Here is a 16177-nt window from a genome sequence, read left to right as displayed (position 1 = left end):
GACAGGAGCCGCGGCGGTCCCGTCACTCGACGCCCAGCAGGCGCCGTAGGTCGGCGGGGCGGGCGGCGAGTTCCGCGCCGGCCGCCTGGTGGACGATGACTCCCTTCCGCATGACCGCCACGGTCCGGGCGACGGAGAGGGCGAGCCCCAGGTTCTGTTCGACGAGGACCACCGACATGCCCTGGGCGCTCACCTCGCGGATCACCTCGCCCACTTGGGCGACGATTGCGGGCGCCAGCCCGTCGGACGGCTCGTCGAGGAGCAGCAGGCGCGGGTTGCCCAGCAGGGCCCGGGCGATCGCGAGCATCTGCTGCTCCCCTCCGGAGAGCTGGTCGCCGCGGTGGCCGAGCCGCTCCCCCAGCCGCGGCAGCAGGTCGAGGACGCGGTCCCTGGTCCACGGGCCGCGCGCCGGGCGCCGGCCGGCGATGCTCAGGTGCTCGTCCACGGTCAGCGGCGCGAACACCCTGCGGCCCTGGGGGACGACGCCGACCCCGGCCCGGGCGATCACGTCGACGCGGGCTCCGGCGATCTCCCGGCCGTCGAGGGTGATGCTGCCTCCGTAGGGCCGGACGAGCCCCGTGACGGTCGAGACGAGGGTGGTCTTCCCGACCCCGTTGCGCCCGAGCAGGGCGACGGTCCCGCCTGCGTCGAGGTCCAGGTCGACCCCGCCGAGGACAACACCGCCCGCGTAGCCGGAGCGCAGCGCGCGGATGCGGAGGAAGGGCGTCATGGGGAGACCTCCGTGGTGCCGAGGTAGGCGGTCTGGACTTCGGCGGAGGCCCGTACCTCGTCCGGGGATCCGGTCTTCAGGTGTCTGCCGAGGTGCATGACCGTCACCGTGTCGGCGAGTTCGAAGACCATGTCGAGGTCGTGTTCGACGAGGAGTACGGTCACCTCCCCGGGCAGGGCGGCGATCAGTTCGGTCAGGCGGGCCGTCTCCGCCGGCGACATGCCGGCGGCCGGTTCGTCCAGGAGCAGCAGCCGGGGTTCGGTGGCCAGTGCGACGGCCACCTCCAGCTGGCGCCGCTCGCCGTGCGAGAGGGCGGCGGCGGTGACGTCGTGCCGGGCGGGCAGGCCGACCCGCTCCAGCAGGGCGTGTGCCTGCGCGGCGGCCGCGTCGCGGGCGCCCGCCTTCCGGCTGCCACGTCGCCCGAGCCCGAGCCCGAGCCCGAGCCCGGTTCCGGTCCGGCGGAGTACGGCGAGCAGGACGTTCTCCAGCACGGTCTCGCGCAGGAAGAGGCTGGAGTGCTGGAACGTCGCGGCGACGCCCAGCCCGACCCGGCGGTGCACGGGCAGCCGGGTCACGTCCTGCCCGTCGACGAGGACGGTTCCGGCGGTCGTCGCGAGGGTGCCCGAGACGAGGCCGAACAGGGTCGACTTGCCGGCGCCGTTCGGGCCGATGACCGCGTGCCGGGCGCCGGGCCGTACGGTGAGGTCGACCTCGTCGAGGGCCCGGAAGGAGCCGAAGTGCCGGGACACCCGGCGCAGTTCCAGGGCGTGGGGGCCGGTCACGTCGTCCTCCTGCGGAACGGTCTCTGCGGGAGCCGTACGCCGGCCAGTCCGCGGGGCAGTGCGTAGACGGCGAGGACGAAGAGCAGCCCGAGCAGGAGCGGCCCGCGTCCGGCGACGGCTTCGAGGTTGCCCAGGTGGTCGCGGGTGAGCCAGACCAGCGCGGCGCCGGCGCAGGCCCCTGGCAGCGATCCGGTGCCGCCGATGACGACGGCCAGCAGGGCCAGGGCGGCGATCTCGAATCCGGCGTCACCGGGCGAGACGAACCGCTGCACCGACACCCACAGGGCTCCGGCGGCGCCGGCCAGGGCTCCGGCGGCGCAGTAGACGGCCAGGGCGTACCGCTGCGTGGGGTAGCCGATGGCCCTCATCCGGGGCTCGTTGTCGCGGATCCCGCGCAGGGCGAGGGCGAAGGGGGTCGAGCCCAGGCGGGAGACCGCCGCGAGGAGTGCCAGGGACACGGCCAGGACGTAGAAGTAGACCAGTCCGTCGAGTTCCAGGGCGGGCATGCCGGGCAGCGGAACGACGTGCGGGATGCCCGCGATCCCGTCGGTGCCGTTCGTCAGGGACTTCCAGTTGACGGCGGCGCTGTAGACGATCTCGCCGACCGCCAGGGTCAGCATCAGGAACACCACGCCCCGGGCCCGCACGGCGAGCCATCCGGTCGGCACGGCAACGAGGGCGGACATGCTTGCGGCCACGAGGAGTTGGAGGATCCCGATGTCGGTGAGGCGCGTAGCGACGACGGCCGCCGTGTAGGCGCCGACGCCGAAGTACGCCGACTGGCCGAGGGTCGGCAGCCCGGTCAGGCCGGTGAGCAGGTGCACGCTCACGGCGAGGAGGGCGAACACCAGGATCCGGGACAGGGTGCCGATGGCGTAGGGGCCGAGGACGAAGGGCGCCAGGGAGAGTCCGGCCACGAGGGCGCCCGCCCACAGCCGCCTCGCCCCGTTCCCTGCGGTCACGGAGCTTCTCATGTGCGTACCGCCGAGGGGATCAGGCCGTGCGGGCGGACCACGAGGACCACCAGCATCGTGCCGAAGAGGAGGAAGGGGGCGTACTCGGGGAGCAGTGCCACCCCGAGCGTCTGCACCTGGCCGATCAGGAGCGCGCCGGCCAGTGCCCCGCGCACCGAGCCCAGGCCGCCGATGACCACGACGACGAGCGAGAGGACCAGTACGGTCTCGTCCACGCCCGGCCCGGGCCCCAGGATGGGCGCTCCGAGGACACCGCCGGCCACGGCCAGGGCCGCACCGGCCGCGAAGACCCCGTACAGCACCTTCCGGACGTCGACGCCCAGTGCGCGGACCATGTCCCGGTCCGCGACGGTGGCCCGTACCAGGGCTCCGAGGGAGCTGCGTTCGAAGGTGAGGTGGACGAGGAGCGCGAGGCAGGCCGCGACACCGATGAACACGAGCCGGTAGACCGGGTAGGCGTGGCCGAGCAGGTCCACCGTGCCCCTCAGGGCGACGGGCGGGTCCGTGGGCAGCACCTCGCCGCCGAAGGCCGCGGCGAGGAGGTCGGCGACGATGAAGGTGACCCCGAGCGTCAGCACGGCCTGGTCCAGGTGCCCGCGCCGGGCCAGCGGCTGCGTGAGGAACGTCAGCGCGGCCCCGCCCAGGACGCCCACCGCGACTCCGGCGGCGAGCGCGAGGAGCAGACCCGTGAGGCTGCCGTCGGACAGTGCGTAGGCGACGTAGGCCCCGGCGAGGTAGAGCGTGCCGTGGGCCAGGTTGAGCACGTCCATCATGCCGAAGACCAGGGAGAGGCCCACGGCGATCGTGAACAGCAGCAGACCGAAGGCGACCCCGTCGACGACGCTGACGAGGTTCCCGTCGAGCCATCCGGTCATGTCAGCCGCCCAGTCTGCCGAGTTCGGAGCTGACGGTGTTGGCGCCCTGCCTGACCTCGCGCAGGTACCAGGGCTGGACGGGCGTGCCGCCCGCGTTGAACCGCCAGGTGCCGCGCGGGCTGTCGATGTCGCCCACCGTGCCGATGGCCGCGTTGACCGTCTGCGGGGTCACCGTGCCGCCGGCCGCCTTGATCGCCTTGTCGAGGACCTGCGCCGCGTCCCAGGAGGCCATGGCGTAGGTGGTCGGGGCGGTGCCGTGGGCGGAGGTGTACGCCGGGGCGAAGCGCTGGTTGGCGGCGTTGTCCAGGTCCGCGCTGTAGTTGAGTGCGGTGAGGATGCCCTCGGCCGCCTCCCCCTGCCCCTTGAGCACGCCGCCTTCGGTGAGGAAGCCCGGTGCGTAGAGCGGGATCTTCCCGGCCAGTCCGAAGTCCCGGTACTGCTTGACGAAGTCGACGGCCGCGCCGCCGGCGTAGAAGCAGAAGACGGCCTTCGCCCCGGACTTCTCGATCTGCGCGAGGTACGGCTGGAAGTTCTTGGTGCCCGGGAAGGGGGTGTAGACCTCCTCCCCCGCGAGGGTGCCGCCCGCCGGGAGGAAGGTGGACTTGAAGCCCTCCACCTCGTCCTTGCCCGCCTGGTAGCCCGCGGCGATCAGGAAGACGGGGCCGCCGGCCTTCTCGGCGACGTGCTTGCCGAGCGCCTTGCCCGGTTCGTCGTTGACGTAGGAGGTCCGCCAGATGTACCCGGTCCCCGTCAGGTTCGTCGGTGAGGCGTTGGAGCCGACGAGCGGGACCTTGCTGGACTCGAACAGGTCCTTGACGCCGTTGACGGTGGCCGAGCTGACGACGCCGCTCACCGCCAGCACGCGGTCCTGCTTGACCAGTTTCTCGGCCGCCGCCTTGCCCGAGTCGGCCGTCTCCCCCTCGTCGGCGATCACGATCTCCACGTCACGGCCGCCGAGCCTGCCGCCGTGCTGCGCGAGGTAGAGCTCGAAGCCCTGCCTCATGTCGTCGCCGAGCGCCTTGTAGATCCCGGACTGCGGGACGAGGAGCCCGATCTTCACGGGCCCGTTCTGCTGGTCTCCGCCGCCGGCCCCGAGGCTGGCGCCACCGCACGCGGTGACCAGCAACAGGCTTGCCGTGAAAGCGATCGGACCGAGGGGACGAAACCGTCCTGCCATGGGGACTCCGTACGTGGTCAGCCGGCCCTCGCGAGCCGGTGGTGCCGAAGGGAGGAAGTCGAGGGTGACACGTGTCTATCGCGTAATTGAGACGACCGTCAAGAGTGCGCAAGATAACGGATTCCAGGGCGGCTCGACGCCTTGACCCCGGGCGTGAATATGGCGTAACACTAGCCATCGTCAATTTGGCGCCATGCCGACTCGGCGGCAGGCCCTTGACCCGTCAAGGAGTGAGGCACCATGACCGACGACCCGTCGCGACGCAAGGTCCTGAGGAACGGCAGCGTGCTGGCCGGCGCCGCACTGCTCTCCGGTGCCCCCGGCGCCCTCACCGCGCAGGCCGCCCCGCGGGCGCAGCTGCCCCCGCCCGTGGTGGAGCTGCCCGCGGGCCGGCTGCGCGGGAGCGCCGAAGGAGGGCTCGCCGTCTTCAAGGGCGTCCCCTACGCGGCGCCGCCCGTCGGCGCCCTCCGCTGGCGGCCGGCCCAGCCCCACCCCGGCTGGCGGGGCATCCGCGAGGCCACCTCGTTCGGTCCGAGCGCGCCGCAGCCCTACCGGGAAGGAGGCGACCAGGTACTCGGAACCCACGGCTCGCCCCCGTTCGACGAGGACTGCCTCACGCTCAACGTATGGACCCCCGCGGCCGACGGCGCCAAGCGGCCGGTGACGGTGTGGATCCACGGCGGCGGCTTCATCTCCGGGTCCGGCTCGCTGCCCGTCTACTCGGGCGAGACCTTCGCCCGCGACGGGGACCTCGTCGTCGTGACCCTCAACTACCGGCTCGGACCGCTGGGATACCTCTACTTCGGCGAGGACGGCGCCGGGGGGAACTTCTGGCTCACCGACCAGCTCGCCGCGCTCCAGTGGGTACGGGACAACATCGCCGCGTTCGGGGGCGACCCGGACGACATCACCGTGGCCGGCCAGTCCGGCGGCGCGCTGTCCGTGGCCGCGCTGGCCGGCACCCGGCCCAAGGGCCGCCCGCTGTTCCGGCGCGCCGTCCTGCAGAGTCCGCCGCTCGGCCTGAAGATCCCCGACCGCGCCGAGTCGCTCCGGCGCACCGCGGTCTACCTGGACATCCTCGGCGTCAAGAACGTGGCGGAGCTACGGGCCGTACCGTGGCCGCGCCTGGTCGCCGCCACCTTCGAGATGTTCGGCCGCACCGGGCAGTGGGGCTACTGGTCGACCCCGTTCCTGCCGGTCATCGACGGGGTCACGCTCGACCGCCACCCCACCGACCTGCTGCTCAGCGGCGCCGGGGCCGACATCGACGTCCTCATCGGCTGGACCAGGGAAGAGGCGAACTTCGCCTTCGCGCTCAGCGAGCCGTACGCCGCCGCGACCAGGGAGCAGGTGCTCGCCCGGGCCCGGGACACCTTCGGCAACCGGGCCGCCCAGGCGTACACCGCGTACGAGCAGGCCCGGCCGGGCGCCCGGCCGGTGGACGTGCTGATGGACCTGATCGGAGACGACCTGTTCCGCATGCCCGCCCTGGCCCTCGCCGAGCGGCGGGCGGCCCGCGGCCGTCCGGTCTGGGCGTACCAGTTCAACCTGCCGACGCCGGCGCACGGCGGTCGGCTGGGGGCCGCGCACTGCCTGGAACTGCCCTTCGTCTTCGACAACTTCGACAAATGGGCGCACGCCCCCTTCCTCGCGGGGCTGGACCCGAGGGTGCGCGACGGCCTCGCCGCGACCGTGCACGCGTCCTGGATCTCCTTCGTCCGCACCGGCGACCCCCACCACGACCCCATGCCGCGGTGGGGCCGCTACGAGCGGGACACCCGCACGACCATGGCCTTCGACTCGGTCACCGCCGCGGCCGGCGACCTCGCGGGCCACTGGCGCCGCCTGCACCACCCCGGGACCCCGTAACCTCCCCGCCGCCCCTCCCGCCGGGCGGGACCGTGCGGCCCGGACCCGCCCGGGGCGCACGACGCCTTCCCCGCCGCCCCTCCCGGATCGTGCCGGGCCCGCGCAGCCCGGCACGATCCGAAAACGACGGCCTACGCCTGCGGCACGCCCCCGCGCAGGCCGGCGACCTGTTCCACGTACAGCAGGCTCGGCGCCGCGAGCACCTCGTGCAGCTGCTGGAACATCTGGCGGGCGGCCACCGCGTTCCAGTCGGCCGGAAGCAGCTCGGTGGGCAGACCGGGGTCCAGGTAGGGCAGCCGGCGCCACTGGGTGAGCATGGGCACGTAGCGGCGGAACGCCTCGCCGCCGTCGATACCGCCCTGCTGCGCGAGCCCCTCCGCCACGGGTGCGTAGGCCCGGCTGAAGGTGGCGTACTGCTCCTGGATCGCAGGGAAGTCCCACCAGGAGCTGACCGTCCCGGGCAGGTCGCTGAAGGCCGCGTAGTCCGCGGCGAACAGGTGCACGTAGTCGCTGAGCCCCAGCCGCACGAGCATGTCGCGGGCGTCCCCGAGGAGCCGGCCCGGGGCCAGCCACACGCCCGGGGCGATGTTCCCGAAGCCCAGCCAGGTCAGCCGGGTGCGCAGCTGGTAGCGGTACGACCGCTCGGACTCGGGTACGGAGAAGACGGCCATCGCCCAGCCGTCGCTGAGCTTCGCCGGCTCCAGGCTCCCGAAGATCCGACGGTCGCCCTCGTCGAAGACGGGCTGCGCGGCCTCGCTGAGCCGGTAGCCGGTGGCCCCGCGGCGCTCCGGTTCGAGTACGCCCTTCTTCTTGAGCCGGGAGATCGCCGAGCGGGCCGCCGGGCCGTCGACGTCCAGTTCGGACATCAGGGTGATCAGGTCGGCGACGGAGATCCACCCGCCGAGGCGCCGCAGGAACGCCCCGTACACCGTATTGATCAGGGAGCTGGGCCGAATGGGACTGTCCGCCATGATCGCCTTCCGTCGTCTGCGGTCGCGATCCTATCGAGCCGGGCCGGCGGAGCCCCGTCCAGGTGCGGTGGCGCCCGGTGCTCCGCCGGGCCGGTGCCCGGCGGGACCCGGTGCGGCGGGGCCGTTCAGCCGAGCCGGAGGCCGTGACCGCAGGGGAAGAGCGGGTCCCCGGAGTCGTCGGGCACGTCCGCGTGCCCGGCGACGACGCTCGCCATCGAGCGGGGCAGCTCGAAGGGCAGCTTCCCTTCGGGCCGCACCCGGCCGAAGAGCACGTCCAGCAGCGCCGTGTCCGAGGCGCCGAAGTCGGCCACGAGCGCTGCCGCCCGCTCCGCGACCTCGGGTATGACCGCCGGCCGGTCCAGGAAGATGTCGACGACGGTCGGAACGGCGGCGGCGACGTCGAGCACGGGGCGCAGCTCTTCCTCGGTGAAGTCGAGCCGGCCGGCCCGGAAGAAGGACTCGAACCCGGTCGTGCGCTCCTTGTCGTACGGGGCCGCGATGCGCAGCACCGCGACCTCGGCCTCCTGCGGTGTCTCCACGACCGTGGCGTACCGCGCCGCGACGGCCCGGTCGACGCCCTCGGTGTAGACGCGCGTCCCCGGGGCCAGCGGCAGCAGCGGCCCGGCGGCCCCGGCGGGGCGGTCCTTGAGGACGGTGACCGAGCGGCTCTGGGCTGCGAGGCCCTCCGCGGTGAACGCGGGGTTCCCGCAGATCCTTGCCGCGGCGTCGGGGTCCACGTAGGGGTCGTCGAAGAGGCCGAGGACGAACTTCTCCCGCAGCAGGCGGGCGACCGAGGTGTCGATGCGCTCGGGCGTCACCCGGCCGGTCCGTACGAGTTCCACCACGAGGTCGGGTGCGGCCTCGCCGCCGAGCTGGTCGGCTCCGGCGTCCAGGATGAGCTCCACCCGGGTCAGCCGGTCCAGGTGCTCCACGCCCCAGGCGCGCGCGGGGAAGGGCGCCCCGAAGATCTGGGTGTCGGTGACCAGCCCCCAGTCGGTGCAGACGATGCCGTCGAAGCCGTACTTCTCGCGCAGCAGGCCGGTGACGACCCCCTTGTTGAAGCCGAAGCCGACCTCCTCGTAGGGCGTGCCCACGGGCATGGCGTAGTAGGGCATGACCTGCGAGGTGCCCGCGGCGAAGGCCGCCTCGAAGGGGATCAGGTGGTAGTCGAAGTTCCCGCCGGGGTAGACCTGTTCGCGCCCGTACGGGAAGTGCGCGTCCTCGCCGTCCAGCTGCGGCCCGGCCCCGGGGAAGTGCTTGGTCATCGCCGCGACGCTGTCGGGACCGAGGCTCTCGCCCTGCAGGCCGCGGACGTACGCGCCGACCATGCGGGCGGCGGCCCCGGCGTCGGAGCCGAAGGTGCCCAGGACCCGGGGCCAGCGGGGCTCGGTGGCCAGGTCGGCCGTCGGGTGGAGTGCGAGGCGGATGCCGACCGCGAGGTACTCCTGGCGCACGACGTCCGCGTGCCGGCGGACGAGTTCCTCGTCCCCGACGGCGGCCAGGCCGGGCGGTTCGGGCCACAGCGAGAAGCCCTCCGTCTGCGCGCTCGCGGCGGGGTTGTCGACGAAACCGTTGCGGGGGTCGGTGGAGACCGTCACCGGGATCCCGAGGCGCGTCGTGGCCGCGAGGTCCTGGAGGCGGTTGTTCCACTCGGCCATGCGGCGCGGGGCCGCCGCCCCGAACAGGTTGAAGTGGTTCATCAGCCTGCCCGTCACCATCGCGGAGGTGGAGGCGCGCATCGGGTCGTCGTCGGGCGCCCCCGGTCCGGGTTCCACGAGGGAGCCGTCCGGCTCGATGGTGACCATGGTCTGGAACAGGAGGCCCGCCTTCTCCTCCAGCGTCATGCGCCGCAGGAGGTCCGCGACCCGCTCGGGCACGGGGAGGCGGGGGTCCTCGTAGGGCTCCATGACGCCGTTGCCGTTGAGATCGCGGAACGGCGTGCCGTCCGGGGCGGTGAGGACGCGCGGCCGGGCCGCCGGGGTGTGTGCCATCGAATTCTCCTCGGAGCTTCACGGGGCAGGGGGCCGCCCGACGGGCCGCGGGCGCCGTACGACGGCCCGGGCCGGGCGCCCACCCGGAGATTACACGTGTAACTGGATCTGCGGCAGGCCCGGTGACCACCATGCGGCCGGCCGGGACGCGAGCCCCGGCCGGTACGGCCGCAGGACACGGGCGGGGAGCCCCTCCCGCCCGCCGCCGCCCGCTCGTAGGCTGGGCCCATGTCCTCCCTTTCGCTCCGCGTCACCGGCCGGGAGCTGCCCGGGCTCACGTGCGGGCCGCATCGGCACGTCCATGTCGGGGTCCAGCGCGGGCGCGAGCCGGAAGGGCTGGCTCCGGGGGACGCGGCGGAGGCCGTCTGGGAATTCACGGTCACCCGGACCACCGCGCCCGACGGGAGCGCGGACTTCCGCGGACCCCACGTACAAGGGCGGCGCGGAGCACGGTTCTTCTACCTGACGTGGGGGGAACTGCCGCCCGGCGGGACGTTCGGGATGTTCCGCCGGATCAAGGTCTTCTTCGACGACCTCCCCGCACCCGTCGTCGAGCACGGCGGCGGTTGCGCGACGCTCGGCCTCACCGACTCCTGCGGGATGCCGCTCTGCGGCGCGGTGCGCCCGCCCGCGATCGCGTGGACCCCCTCCGCCGGACCGCCACGCCCCGGTTCCCCACTGATCGTTCATACCTCCGGGTGAGGACGGCGGTCCGCGGCGGCCGGGCCGCGCTCATGTGTCTAACGTGGGCTCCGGGTGGCGGGCAGCCGCCCGTGGAGCACGGTCTCAGGCGCGGGAGCTGGCATGGCGGGGCAGTACAGGACGTCCCTCCGGCTGCGCCTGCGCTACCGGTTCGACCACCTGGTGGCCGGGGGGACCACCGCCCTCGTCGGCTGGCTGACGCTCGCCTGCCTCGCCGTCGTCGTACCGGCGAGCACCGTCCTGGTCTGGGCCGACCGGGCGGCCCCGACGACCCCGTACGGCCGGCTCACGGCGGTGTGGGTCAGCGTGGGCCAGACGCTCAAGATCGGGGGCGCGGTCGGGCCGCCCCTGTACGTCCTCGCCTCCGTGACCCTCGCCCTCGTCGCCCTGCTGTTCGTGTCGACCCTGGTGGGCCTGATCACCACCGGGCTCAACCGCCGGATCATGGCGCTGCGCCTCGGCCACTCCACCGTGCTGGAACAGCGGCACACCGTCGTCCTGGGCTGGTCCGACCAGATCTTCCCGGTGATCGGGGAGCTCGTCGCCGCCCACGCCAACCAACGCCGGTCGGCCCTCGCCGTCCTCGCCCCGATGGACAAGGTGGCGATGGAGGAGGAGATCTCCACCCACGTCACCCACACCGGCAGGACCAGGATCATCTGCCGCAGCGGACGCACCACCGACCCCACGGAACTCCTCCGGGTGAGCCCGCAGACCGCGAAGGCCGTCCTCGTACTGCCTCCCGGCGGGGACGCGGGCGACGCCCAGGTGGTGAAGACCCTGCTCGCACTCGACGCGGCCGTACCCGGGACCGCCGGGGCGGTGGTGGTGGTCGCCGCCGTACGCGACACCCGCAACCACCTCACGGCGAGGCTGGCGGCCGGGCCGGGCGGGCACGTGCTGTGCGTCGACGACATCGTCGCGCGGCTCCTCGTGCAGACCGCGCGCCAGCCGGGTCTGTCCCTCGTGTACCAGGAGCTGCTGGACTTCGAGGGGGACGAGTTCTACACCGCAGCCGCCGGGGACCTCGTGGGACGGACCTTCGGGGAGGCCCTGCTGTCCTTCACCACGTCCTCGGTGGTCGGCCTGCTGCGCGGCGACGGCAGCGTCGCGCTCAACCCGGACCCCGGTACGCCCGTCGGTGCGGGCGACCGGCTCGTCGTCATCTCGCGGGACGACGACACGGCCGTACCGGCGGACGCCTCCTCCTTCGTCGACGAGGATGCGATCGTCTCCCCCGCCCCCCGGACGCCCGCACCCGAGCGCCTGCTCCTCCTCGGCTGGAGCCGCCGCGCCCCGCTCGTCGTGGAACAGCTCGACGAGTACGTGGACCCCGGCTCCACCCTGGACGTCGTGGCCCTCGGCGACGAGCCGCCGGGCCGCAACGCCCCGGAGGTCACGGCGGCCCGGCGGCTCGAAGTGGCCTTCCGCCGCGGGGACATCACCGATCCCCTGGTGCTGGACAAGCTGGACGTGCCCTCGTACGACGGTGTCATCGTCCTCGGCGAGACGCGGGCGGGTGCGGACGGGGAGATCGGGGCCGAGGCCGAGGCCGAGGCGGACGACCGGACCCTGGTCACCCTGCTGCACCTGCGGGCGATCGGGGAGGCCGCACGGCGCGAACTCTCGCTCACCACGGAGATGTCCGACGACGGCAACCGGCTGCTGGCGCCCGCCCGGGACAGCGCCGACTTCATCGTCAGCGGCCGGCTGATCAGTCTCCTCATGACCCAGATCTCGGAGAGCAGCCATCTCGCTGCCGTCTTCGCCGAGTTGCTCGGCGCGGAGGGGCACGAGCTGTACCTGAGGCCGGCCACGGACTACGTCCGGGCCGGCCACGAGGTCTCCTTCGCCACCGCCGTCGCCTCGGCGCGGCGCCACCGCGCCTGCGCGATCGGCTACCAGCTGCGGGCCGAAGCCGCCACGGGCCCCGACTACGGGGTGCGGATCAATCCCGACAAGCGGCAGCGGGTCCGCTTCGGCGAGGGCGACCGGCTGATCGTCCTCGCCGAGTGCTGACGGTTGCGGCGGGGCTCCCGGTCAGCCCCCGGAGTGGACCTCCAGGGCGGTACGGACCGCGGACTCCAGCGCTCCTTCGATCCAGGCCGGCTTGATCGAGGTGTGGCAGCCGGCGAAGTGCAGGCTCCCCTCGGGCGTGCGGACGTGCGGGAAGAGTTCGGTGTGCTGGCCGGGCAGCAGGACGGAGGCCTCGCCGTAGGCGTACGGGTCGCGCATCCAGGACTGGGTGCGGCCGACGCCGGTGTAGAACACCTCGATCCGCTGCCCGAACACGTCCTGGACCCCGGCGAGCGCGCGCGGGTAGCGCTCCGCGTCGTCGAAGGAGTCCCACTTCAGGGCGTCGTCCGCCCAGCTGTAGGAGGCGAGGACGACGCCGCCCGGGCTGCCCTCGACCGGGTAGGAGGGCTGGAACATGAACCGGTTGGGGTTGTCGGTCGCCGAACCGCCACCGACGACCCCGGCCGCCTCGGGCTGGTCGCGGGTGACGAGGCGGCAGGCGGCGTAGTGCGCGCGCTGGGCGCCGGAGACGTGGCCCTCGGGTACGGAGGGGTGCGCGCCCAGCAGGGCTCCGTCCTCGGAGGTCTGACCGAGCTGGTACTTGCGGTACAGGCCCGGCTGTACGGCCTCCAGCTCGCGCTTCCAGTCGGCCTCGTCGAACTCCCACCAGCGGCGGCTGAATTCCAGCAGCACCTTGGTGGCGGCGTCGTAGTGGAGTTCGGTGACCGCGCGCCGCTTGCCGTAGGAGAGGGCGGGGGTGACCGGGATGTGGCGCAGCCCGGAGAAGGGCACGGTGATGATCGCGGTGTCGGCGGTGAAGGTCTCCCGCCGGACCGGGCTGCCGCCGCGGCCCTCGGAGACGGTGTCGACGCTGACCCGGCCCTCGCCGTGGGTGATCCGGGTGGCGCGTCGGTCGAGCCGGACGAGGTCCTTGACGCGGCCGTACAGCGCGTCCGCCAGGGTGGCGGTGCCGCCGGGCAGTTCGAAGAAGGCGGTGTCGGGGCTGATCAGCGAGGCCCCGATGAAGCTGTGCACGAAGGCGAGGTGCAGCCGGGAGGTGAGGTTCTCGACGGTCCCGATGAGGTCGATGGTCCGTTCGTCGAGCTGGGCCTCCTCGGTCAGGAAGCGGTACATCGACATGTGCCCGTACCGCTGGATGACGCGGGCCCAGCCCTCGACGAGCTCCTTGTCCTTCTTGCCCTCGATCTCCTTGCGCACGGGAGCGAAGGCGTTGCGTACGATCTGCGCGGCCGGAAGGCCCTCGTAGGCCGCCGGGACCCCGAAGGAGCGGTTGAGCTGCTGGGGGCTGCGGGCGTAGTCGGCCCGGCGGACGCGGATACCGTTGACGAAGATCCAGGTGCGGTAGGCGGGGCGGCCGGAGCCGTCCACGTCGACCAGGTGGAAGCGCCGGCGCTTGAGGCCCAGGCCGTCCATCAGTCCGGTGACCAGGGGGTGGCTGTCGGGGATGCGCATGGCGCCGGCCTCGGCGTACTGCTTCGGGTCGGCGAAGGGGGAGGGGGAGTTCTCGTGGCCGCCGGTCCGGAAGGTCTTGATCCGGCCACCCACCCGGTTGCCGTTGGCCTCGATGACGGTCACCCGGTGTCCGGCTTCGCGCAGCAGGTGGGCGGCGGTGAGCCCGGCGGGCCCGGCGCCGACGATCAGCACCTTCTTGCGGGCGTTCCGGGTGGGGGGAAGGCCGTCCTTGAGGAGGATGTCCGCGTAGCGCGGCACCAGCGGCCGGTCCTCGTCGTCCCGTACGAGGACGGCCCGGGCGATGGTCAGGCAGGTGTCCCAGTCGGGGCGTGCCGAGCCGGCCGCGGCCTGCGGGGTCTCGGCGGAGGCGGCCGCGACCGTCAGCGCACCGGCTCCCGCGACGGCGGCCGCACCGGCGATGACGGTGCGGCGGGAGGGGCGGCGAGCGGGTGCCGGGGCGGGCTCGTTCGAGGAGCCGGGCACAGGGGGCGGGTCGATGATCATGGGGCAACTCTTGCGGTCCGGTCGCGCCCGGAATGCCGAAAAGGGCCCCGGCGGGGAACAACCACCCGGACGTGCGGCCCCGGATGTGCGGCGCTGACGAACTGGATTTCGGGCGCGTACTACTCCTGCCCGGGAACCGGCTCGGAGCAGGACCGGTGGCCGGCCCCGGCCGGCGGGGCGCCGGTCAGACCTTGCGGACCACGCCGGACTTGAGCTGCCACTCGTGGGCGCACTCGGGGCGGACGAGGAGCGAGCCCATCCCGTACGTGTGGGCACTGGAGCACTCGGGACAGGGAGGCACGGTGTTCTGGTCACCGGAGCATCCGTTTCCCCCCGCCGGCCAGCCACGATCACGGTGTGTGAGCACGGCTGCGGCGGCCCGTCAGGCGCCCGTGCGGTCACGGGGCACCCAGCCCCGGTCCGCACCGGTGCGGATCAGGCTCCGCGCGTATTCCCAGAGGTCCCCCGAGGCATCCTTGATCACGGACTTACGGGTGAGCACCACCTCCTCCGTGACCCCCGGGGTGCGCCAGGTCCCGCCCTCGTTGCCGTAGTTGAGCAGAAGCGGCTGGAGCCGGTCCATGGCCTTGGCGAAGCGCGCCTCGGGGGTGACGCGCGCCTCGAACTCGTCCCACAGGGCGCGGAACCGCTCCTGCTGGTCGCCGGGCAGCAGCGCGAAGAGCCGGTCCGCGGCGCGCTGTTCCCGCGCCTCCTGGCCGGCGGCGCCCGCGGTGTCGTACAGGGGGGTGTCCCCCGCGTAGATCTCCACCAGGTCGTGCACGAGGACCAGGGCCAGGACCTTGCTGGTGTCGACGGGTTCGTCCGCGTACTCCGCGAGCACGAGGGTCATCAGGGCGAGGTGCCAGGAGTGCTCGGCGTCGTTCTCCTTGCGGTCCGCGGCCAGCAGCGGGCTCTGCCGGAAGACGTTCTTGAGCCGGTCCACCTCGATGACGAACTCGATCTGCCGGCGCAGCCGGTCGGGGGTGCCCTCGGGCTGCCGGACGGATGCGGCGAGCGGAGGGAGGTCTTCGTCGGTCACGGGATCTCCTCGGCGGTGCGGTGGGCGGGACGGTGGTGCGGGCCGTTCAGCGGTCACGGTCGGTCGGCCCGGCGGGCGCGGCGGGCGTCCCCGGCCGGCGGGGCCGACCGGGCCGTCGCGCGCCAGGGCGCGGCCGCGGCACGCCTGCGGTGCGACTGGGGCCGTGGCCTCCCGGACGCGGGAAGATACCAGCCCTTCGGGGGGCCGCCCCGATGTTTGTCCAAGGGTGATGGTCCTCCCGTGGCGGCCCCACAACTGGCACTAGCGTCCCGTGGCACCCCGGTCATGCGGGTGCGCACCGCAGGACGTACGAGGGCCTGCGGCCCCCGCCCCCTCCGGGACCACGGAGCGAGGAGGCAGTTGTGCTGTCATTGCGGCGGAGATCCGCCAGCAGCCTGTCGGTGGGCACGAGGTACGCGATCGGAAGCGGTGTCGTCATCACCGCCCTGGCCGTCACCCTGATCGCGCTGCTGATCCCCGTGGAGAGCTACGGCGGCCGTGCCTCGGCCGCCGCGGCGGCTCCCGCGGGCGAGGACGACGGCGGCGGGACCATGAGCACGGCGTACGGGCCGTTGACCGCCGCCGACCGGGACTTCGTCCGGAAGGTACGGCTCGCCGGCCTGTGGGAACTGCCCGCCGGACGCCAGGCCCAGCAGCGGGGGACGCGTCCCTCGGTACGTACGGCCGGCGACCACCTCGTCGACGGCCACACCGAGCTGGACCGGCAGGTCATCCAGGTCGGCCAGGCCCTCGGCGTGGACCTGCCCAACCAGCCGAGCACACAGCAGCAGGAGTGGCTGCGCCAGATGACCAGTGCCCAGGGCGACGAGTACGAGCGGCTGTTCGTCCAGCTGCTGCGCCAGGCACACGGAAAGGTGTTCGCACTGCTGGCCGGGATCCGGGCACAGACCCGCAACTCCATGGTCCGGTCCCTCGCCACTTCGGCCAACGCCACGGTCCTGGACCACATCACGGTCCTGGAGGACACCGGGCTGGTCGACTTCGACGCCGTCGCCGGCGGGCCCCCGCCCGCCACCCCGCTCCGCCCCTCCGATGTCCGACCGACGAAGTGAA

General features: G+C 73.3%; 14 protein-coding genes. 4 read left to right on the top strand and 10 right to left on the bottom strand.

Translation table 11 applies throughout. The annotated features are described in order from the left end of the window. Positions 1–22: 22 nt before the first annotated feature. Genes ACFWUZ_RS01810 through ACFWUZ_RS01790 form a run of 5 tightly spaced genes read right to left on the bottom strand, consistent with a single transcriptional unit; the run spans position 23 to position 4538 of the window. Complete coding sequence (locus tag ACFWUZ_RS01810) at positions 23–730, bottom strand: ABC transporter ATP-binding protein (RefSeq protein WP_384365379.1); 708 nt, start codon at positions 728–730, stop codon at positions 23–25. Continuing rightward, positions 727–1512, bottom strand: coding sequence for an ABC transporter ATP-binding protein (locus ACFWUZ_RS01805; RefSeq protein WP_384365376.1), 786 nt, complete (start codon positions 1510–1512; stop codon positions 727–729). Before ACFWUZ_RS01805 ends, ACFWUZ_RS01810 begins: the two co-directional genes overlap by 4 nt. Beyond that, positions 1509–2474: a branched-chain amino acid ABC transporter permease gene (locus ACFWUZ_RS01800; RefSeq protein ID WP_384365373.1), complete on the bottom strand. Its 966-nt coding sequence runs from the start codon at positions 2472–2474 to the stop codon at positions 1509–1511. The genes ACFWUZ_RS01805 and ACFWUZ_RS01800 overlap by 4 nt, the downstream gene beginning before the upstream one ends. Positions 2475–2482: 8 nt before the next feature. Then, positions 2483–3361, bottom strand: coding sequence for a branched-chain amino acid ABC transporter permease (locus tag ACFWUZ_RS01795; protein ID WP_384365369.1), 879 nt, complete (start codon positions 3359–3361; stop codon positions 2483–2485). Between the two features lies 1 nt (position 3362). Further along, positions 3363–4538, bottom strand: coding sequence for an ABC transporter substrate-binding protein (locus ACFWUZ_RS01790; protein ID WP_384365366.1), 1176 nt, complete (start codon positions 4536–4538; stop codon positions 3363–3365). 240 nt (positions 4539–4778) lie between these two features. Here ACFWUZ_RS01790 and ACFWUZ_RS01785 point away from each other — a divergent pair, with 240 nt between their 5' ends. Next, positions 4779–6407 carry a carboxylesterase/lipase family protein gene (locus ACFWUZ_RS01785; protein WP_384365363.1) on the top strand — a complete coding sequence of 543 codons (1629 nt, stop codon included), beginning with the start codon at positions 4779–4781 and terminating at the stop codon, positions 6405–6407. A gap of 131 nt (positions 6408–6538) precedes the next feature. Here the strand turns inward: ACFWUZ_RS01785 and ACFWUZ_RS01780 are convergent, their stop codons facing one another. Both ACFWUZ_RS01780 and ACFWUZ_RS01775 read right to left on the bottom strand, forming a co-directional pair. Further along, the gene (locus ACFWUZ_RS01780; RefSeq protein WP_384365360.1) at positions 6539–7378 is read right to left on the bottom strand and encodes a PaaX family transcriptional regulator C-terminal domain-containing protein; all 840 of its coding nucleotides are present in this window, start codon (positions 7376–7378) and stop codon (positions 6539–6541) included. 125 nt (positions 7379–7503) lie between these two features. Continuing rightward, positions 7504–9369 carry a glycoside hydrolase family 3 protein gene (locus ACFWUZ_RS01775; RefSeq protein WP_384365357.1) on the bottom strand — a complete coding sequence of 622 codons (1866 nt, stop codon included), beginning with the start codon at positions 9367–9369 and terminating at the stop codon, positions 7504–7506. A gap of 228 nt (positions 9370–9597) precedes the next feature. On the opposite strand from ACFWUZ_RS01775, the gene ACFWUZ_RS01770 reads away from it, so the two are divergent. Both ACFWUZ_RS01770 and ACFWUZ_RS01765 read left to right on the top strand, forming a co-directional pair. Further along, positions 9598–10071 carry a DUF5990 family protein gene (locus ACFWUZ_RS01770; RefSeq protein WP_384365354.1) on the top strand — a complete coding sequence of 158 codons (474 nt, stop codon included), beginning with the start codon at positions 9598–9600 and terminating at the stop codon, positions 10069–10071. Positions 10072–10173: 102 nt separating this feature from the next. After that, positions 10174–12090 carry an NAD-binding lipoprotein gene (locus ACFWUZ_RS01765; protein WP_384365351.1) on the top strand — a complete coding sequence of 639 codons (1917 nt, stop codon included), beginning with the start codon at positions 10174–10176 and terminating at the stop codon, positions 12088–12090. Between the two features lie 21 nt (positions 12091–12111). Here ACFWUZ_RS01765 and ACFWUZ_RS01760 read toward each other — a convergent pair whose 3' ends face one another. The 3 genes from ACFWUZ_RS01760 to ACFWUZ_RS01750 form a co-directional block, all read right to left on the bottom strand. Further along, positions 12112–14064, bottom strand: a complete 1953-nt coding sequence (locus ACFWUZ_RS01760) for a flavin monoamine oxidase family protein (RefSeq protein ID WP_384365348.1) — start codon at positions 14062–14064, stop codon at positions 12112–12114. 184 nt (positions 14065–14248) lie between these two features. Beyond that, positions 14249–14365 (bottom strand): hypothetical protein, encoded by a 117-nt coding sequence (locus ACFWUZ_RS01755; RefSeq protein ID WP_384365345.1) that lies wholly within the window; start codon positions 14363–14365, stop codon positions 14249–14251. Between the two features lie 81 nt (positions 14366–14446). After that, a complete protein-coding gene (locus ACFWUZ_RS01750; RefSeq protein ID WP_384365343.1) occupies positions 14447–15103 on the bottom strand; it encodes an HD family hydrolase in 657 nt (218 codons plus the stop codon). 401 nt (positions 15104–15504) lie between these two features. Here ACFWUZ_RS01750 and ACFWUZ_RS01745 point away from each other — a divergent pair, with 401 nt between their 5' ends. Continuing rightward, positions 15505–16176, top strand: a complete 672-nt coding sequence (locus ACFWUZ_RS01745; RefSeq protein WP_384365340.1) for a DUF4142 domain-containing protein — start codon at positions 15505–15507, stop codon at positions 16174–16176. Position 16177: the final 1 nt, after the last annotated feature.

Source organism: Streptomyces sp. NPDC058646, assembly GCF_042716875.1.
In the GTDB taxonomy this organism is placed as follows: domain Bacteria; phylum Actinomycetota; class Actinomycetes; order Streptomycetales; family Streptomycetaceae; genus Streptomyces.
This window is presented reverse-complemented; position numbering and strand designations above follow the sequence as displayed.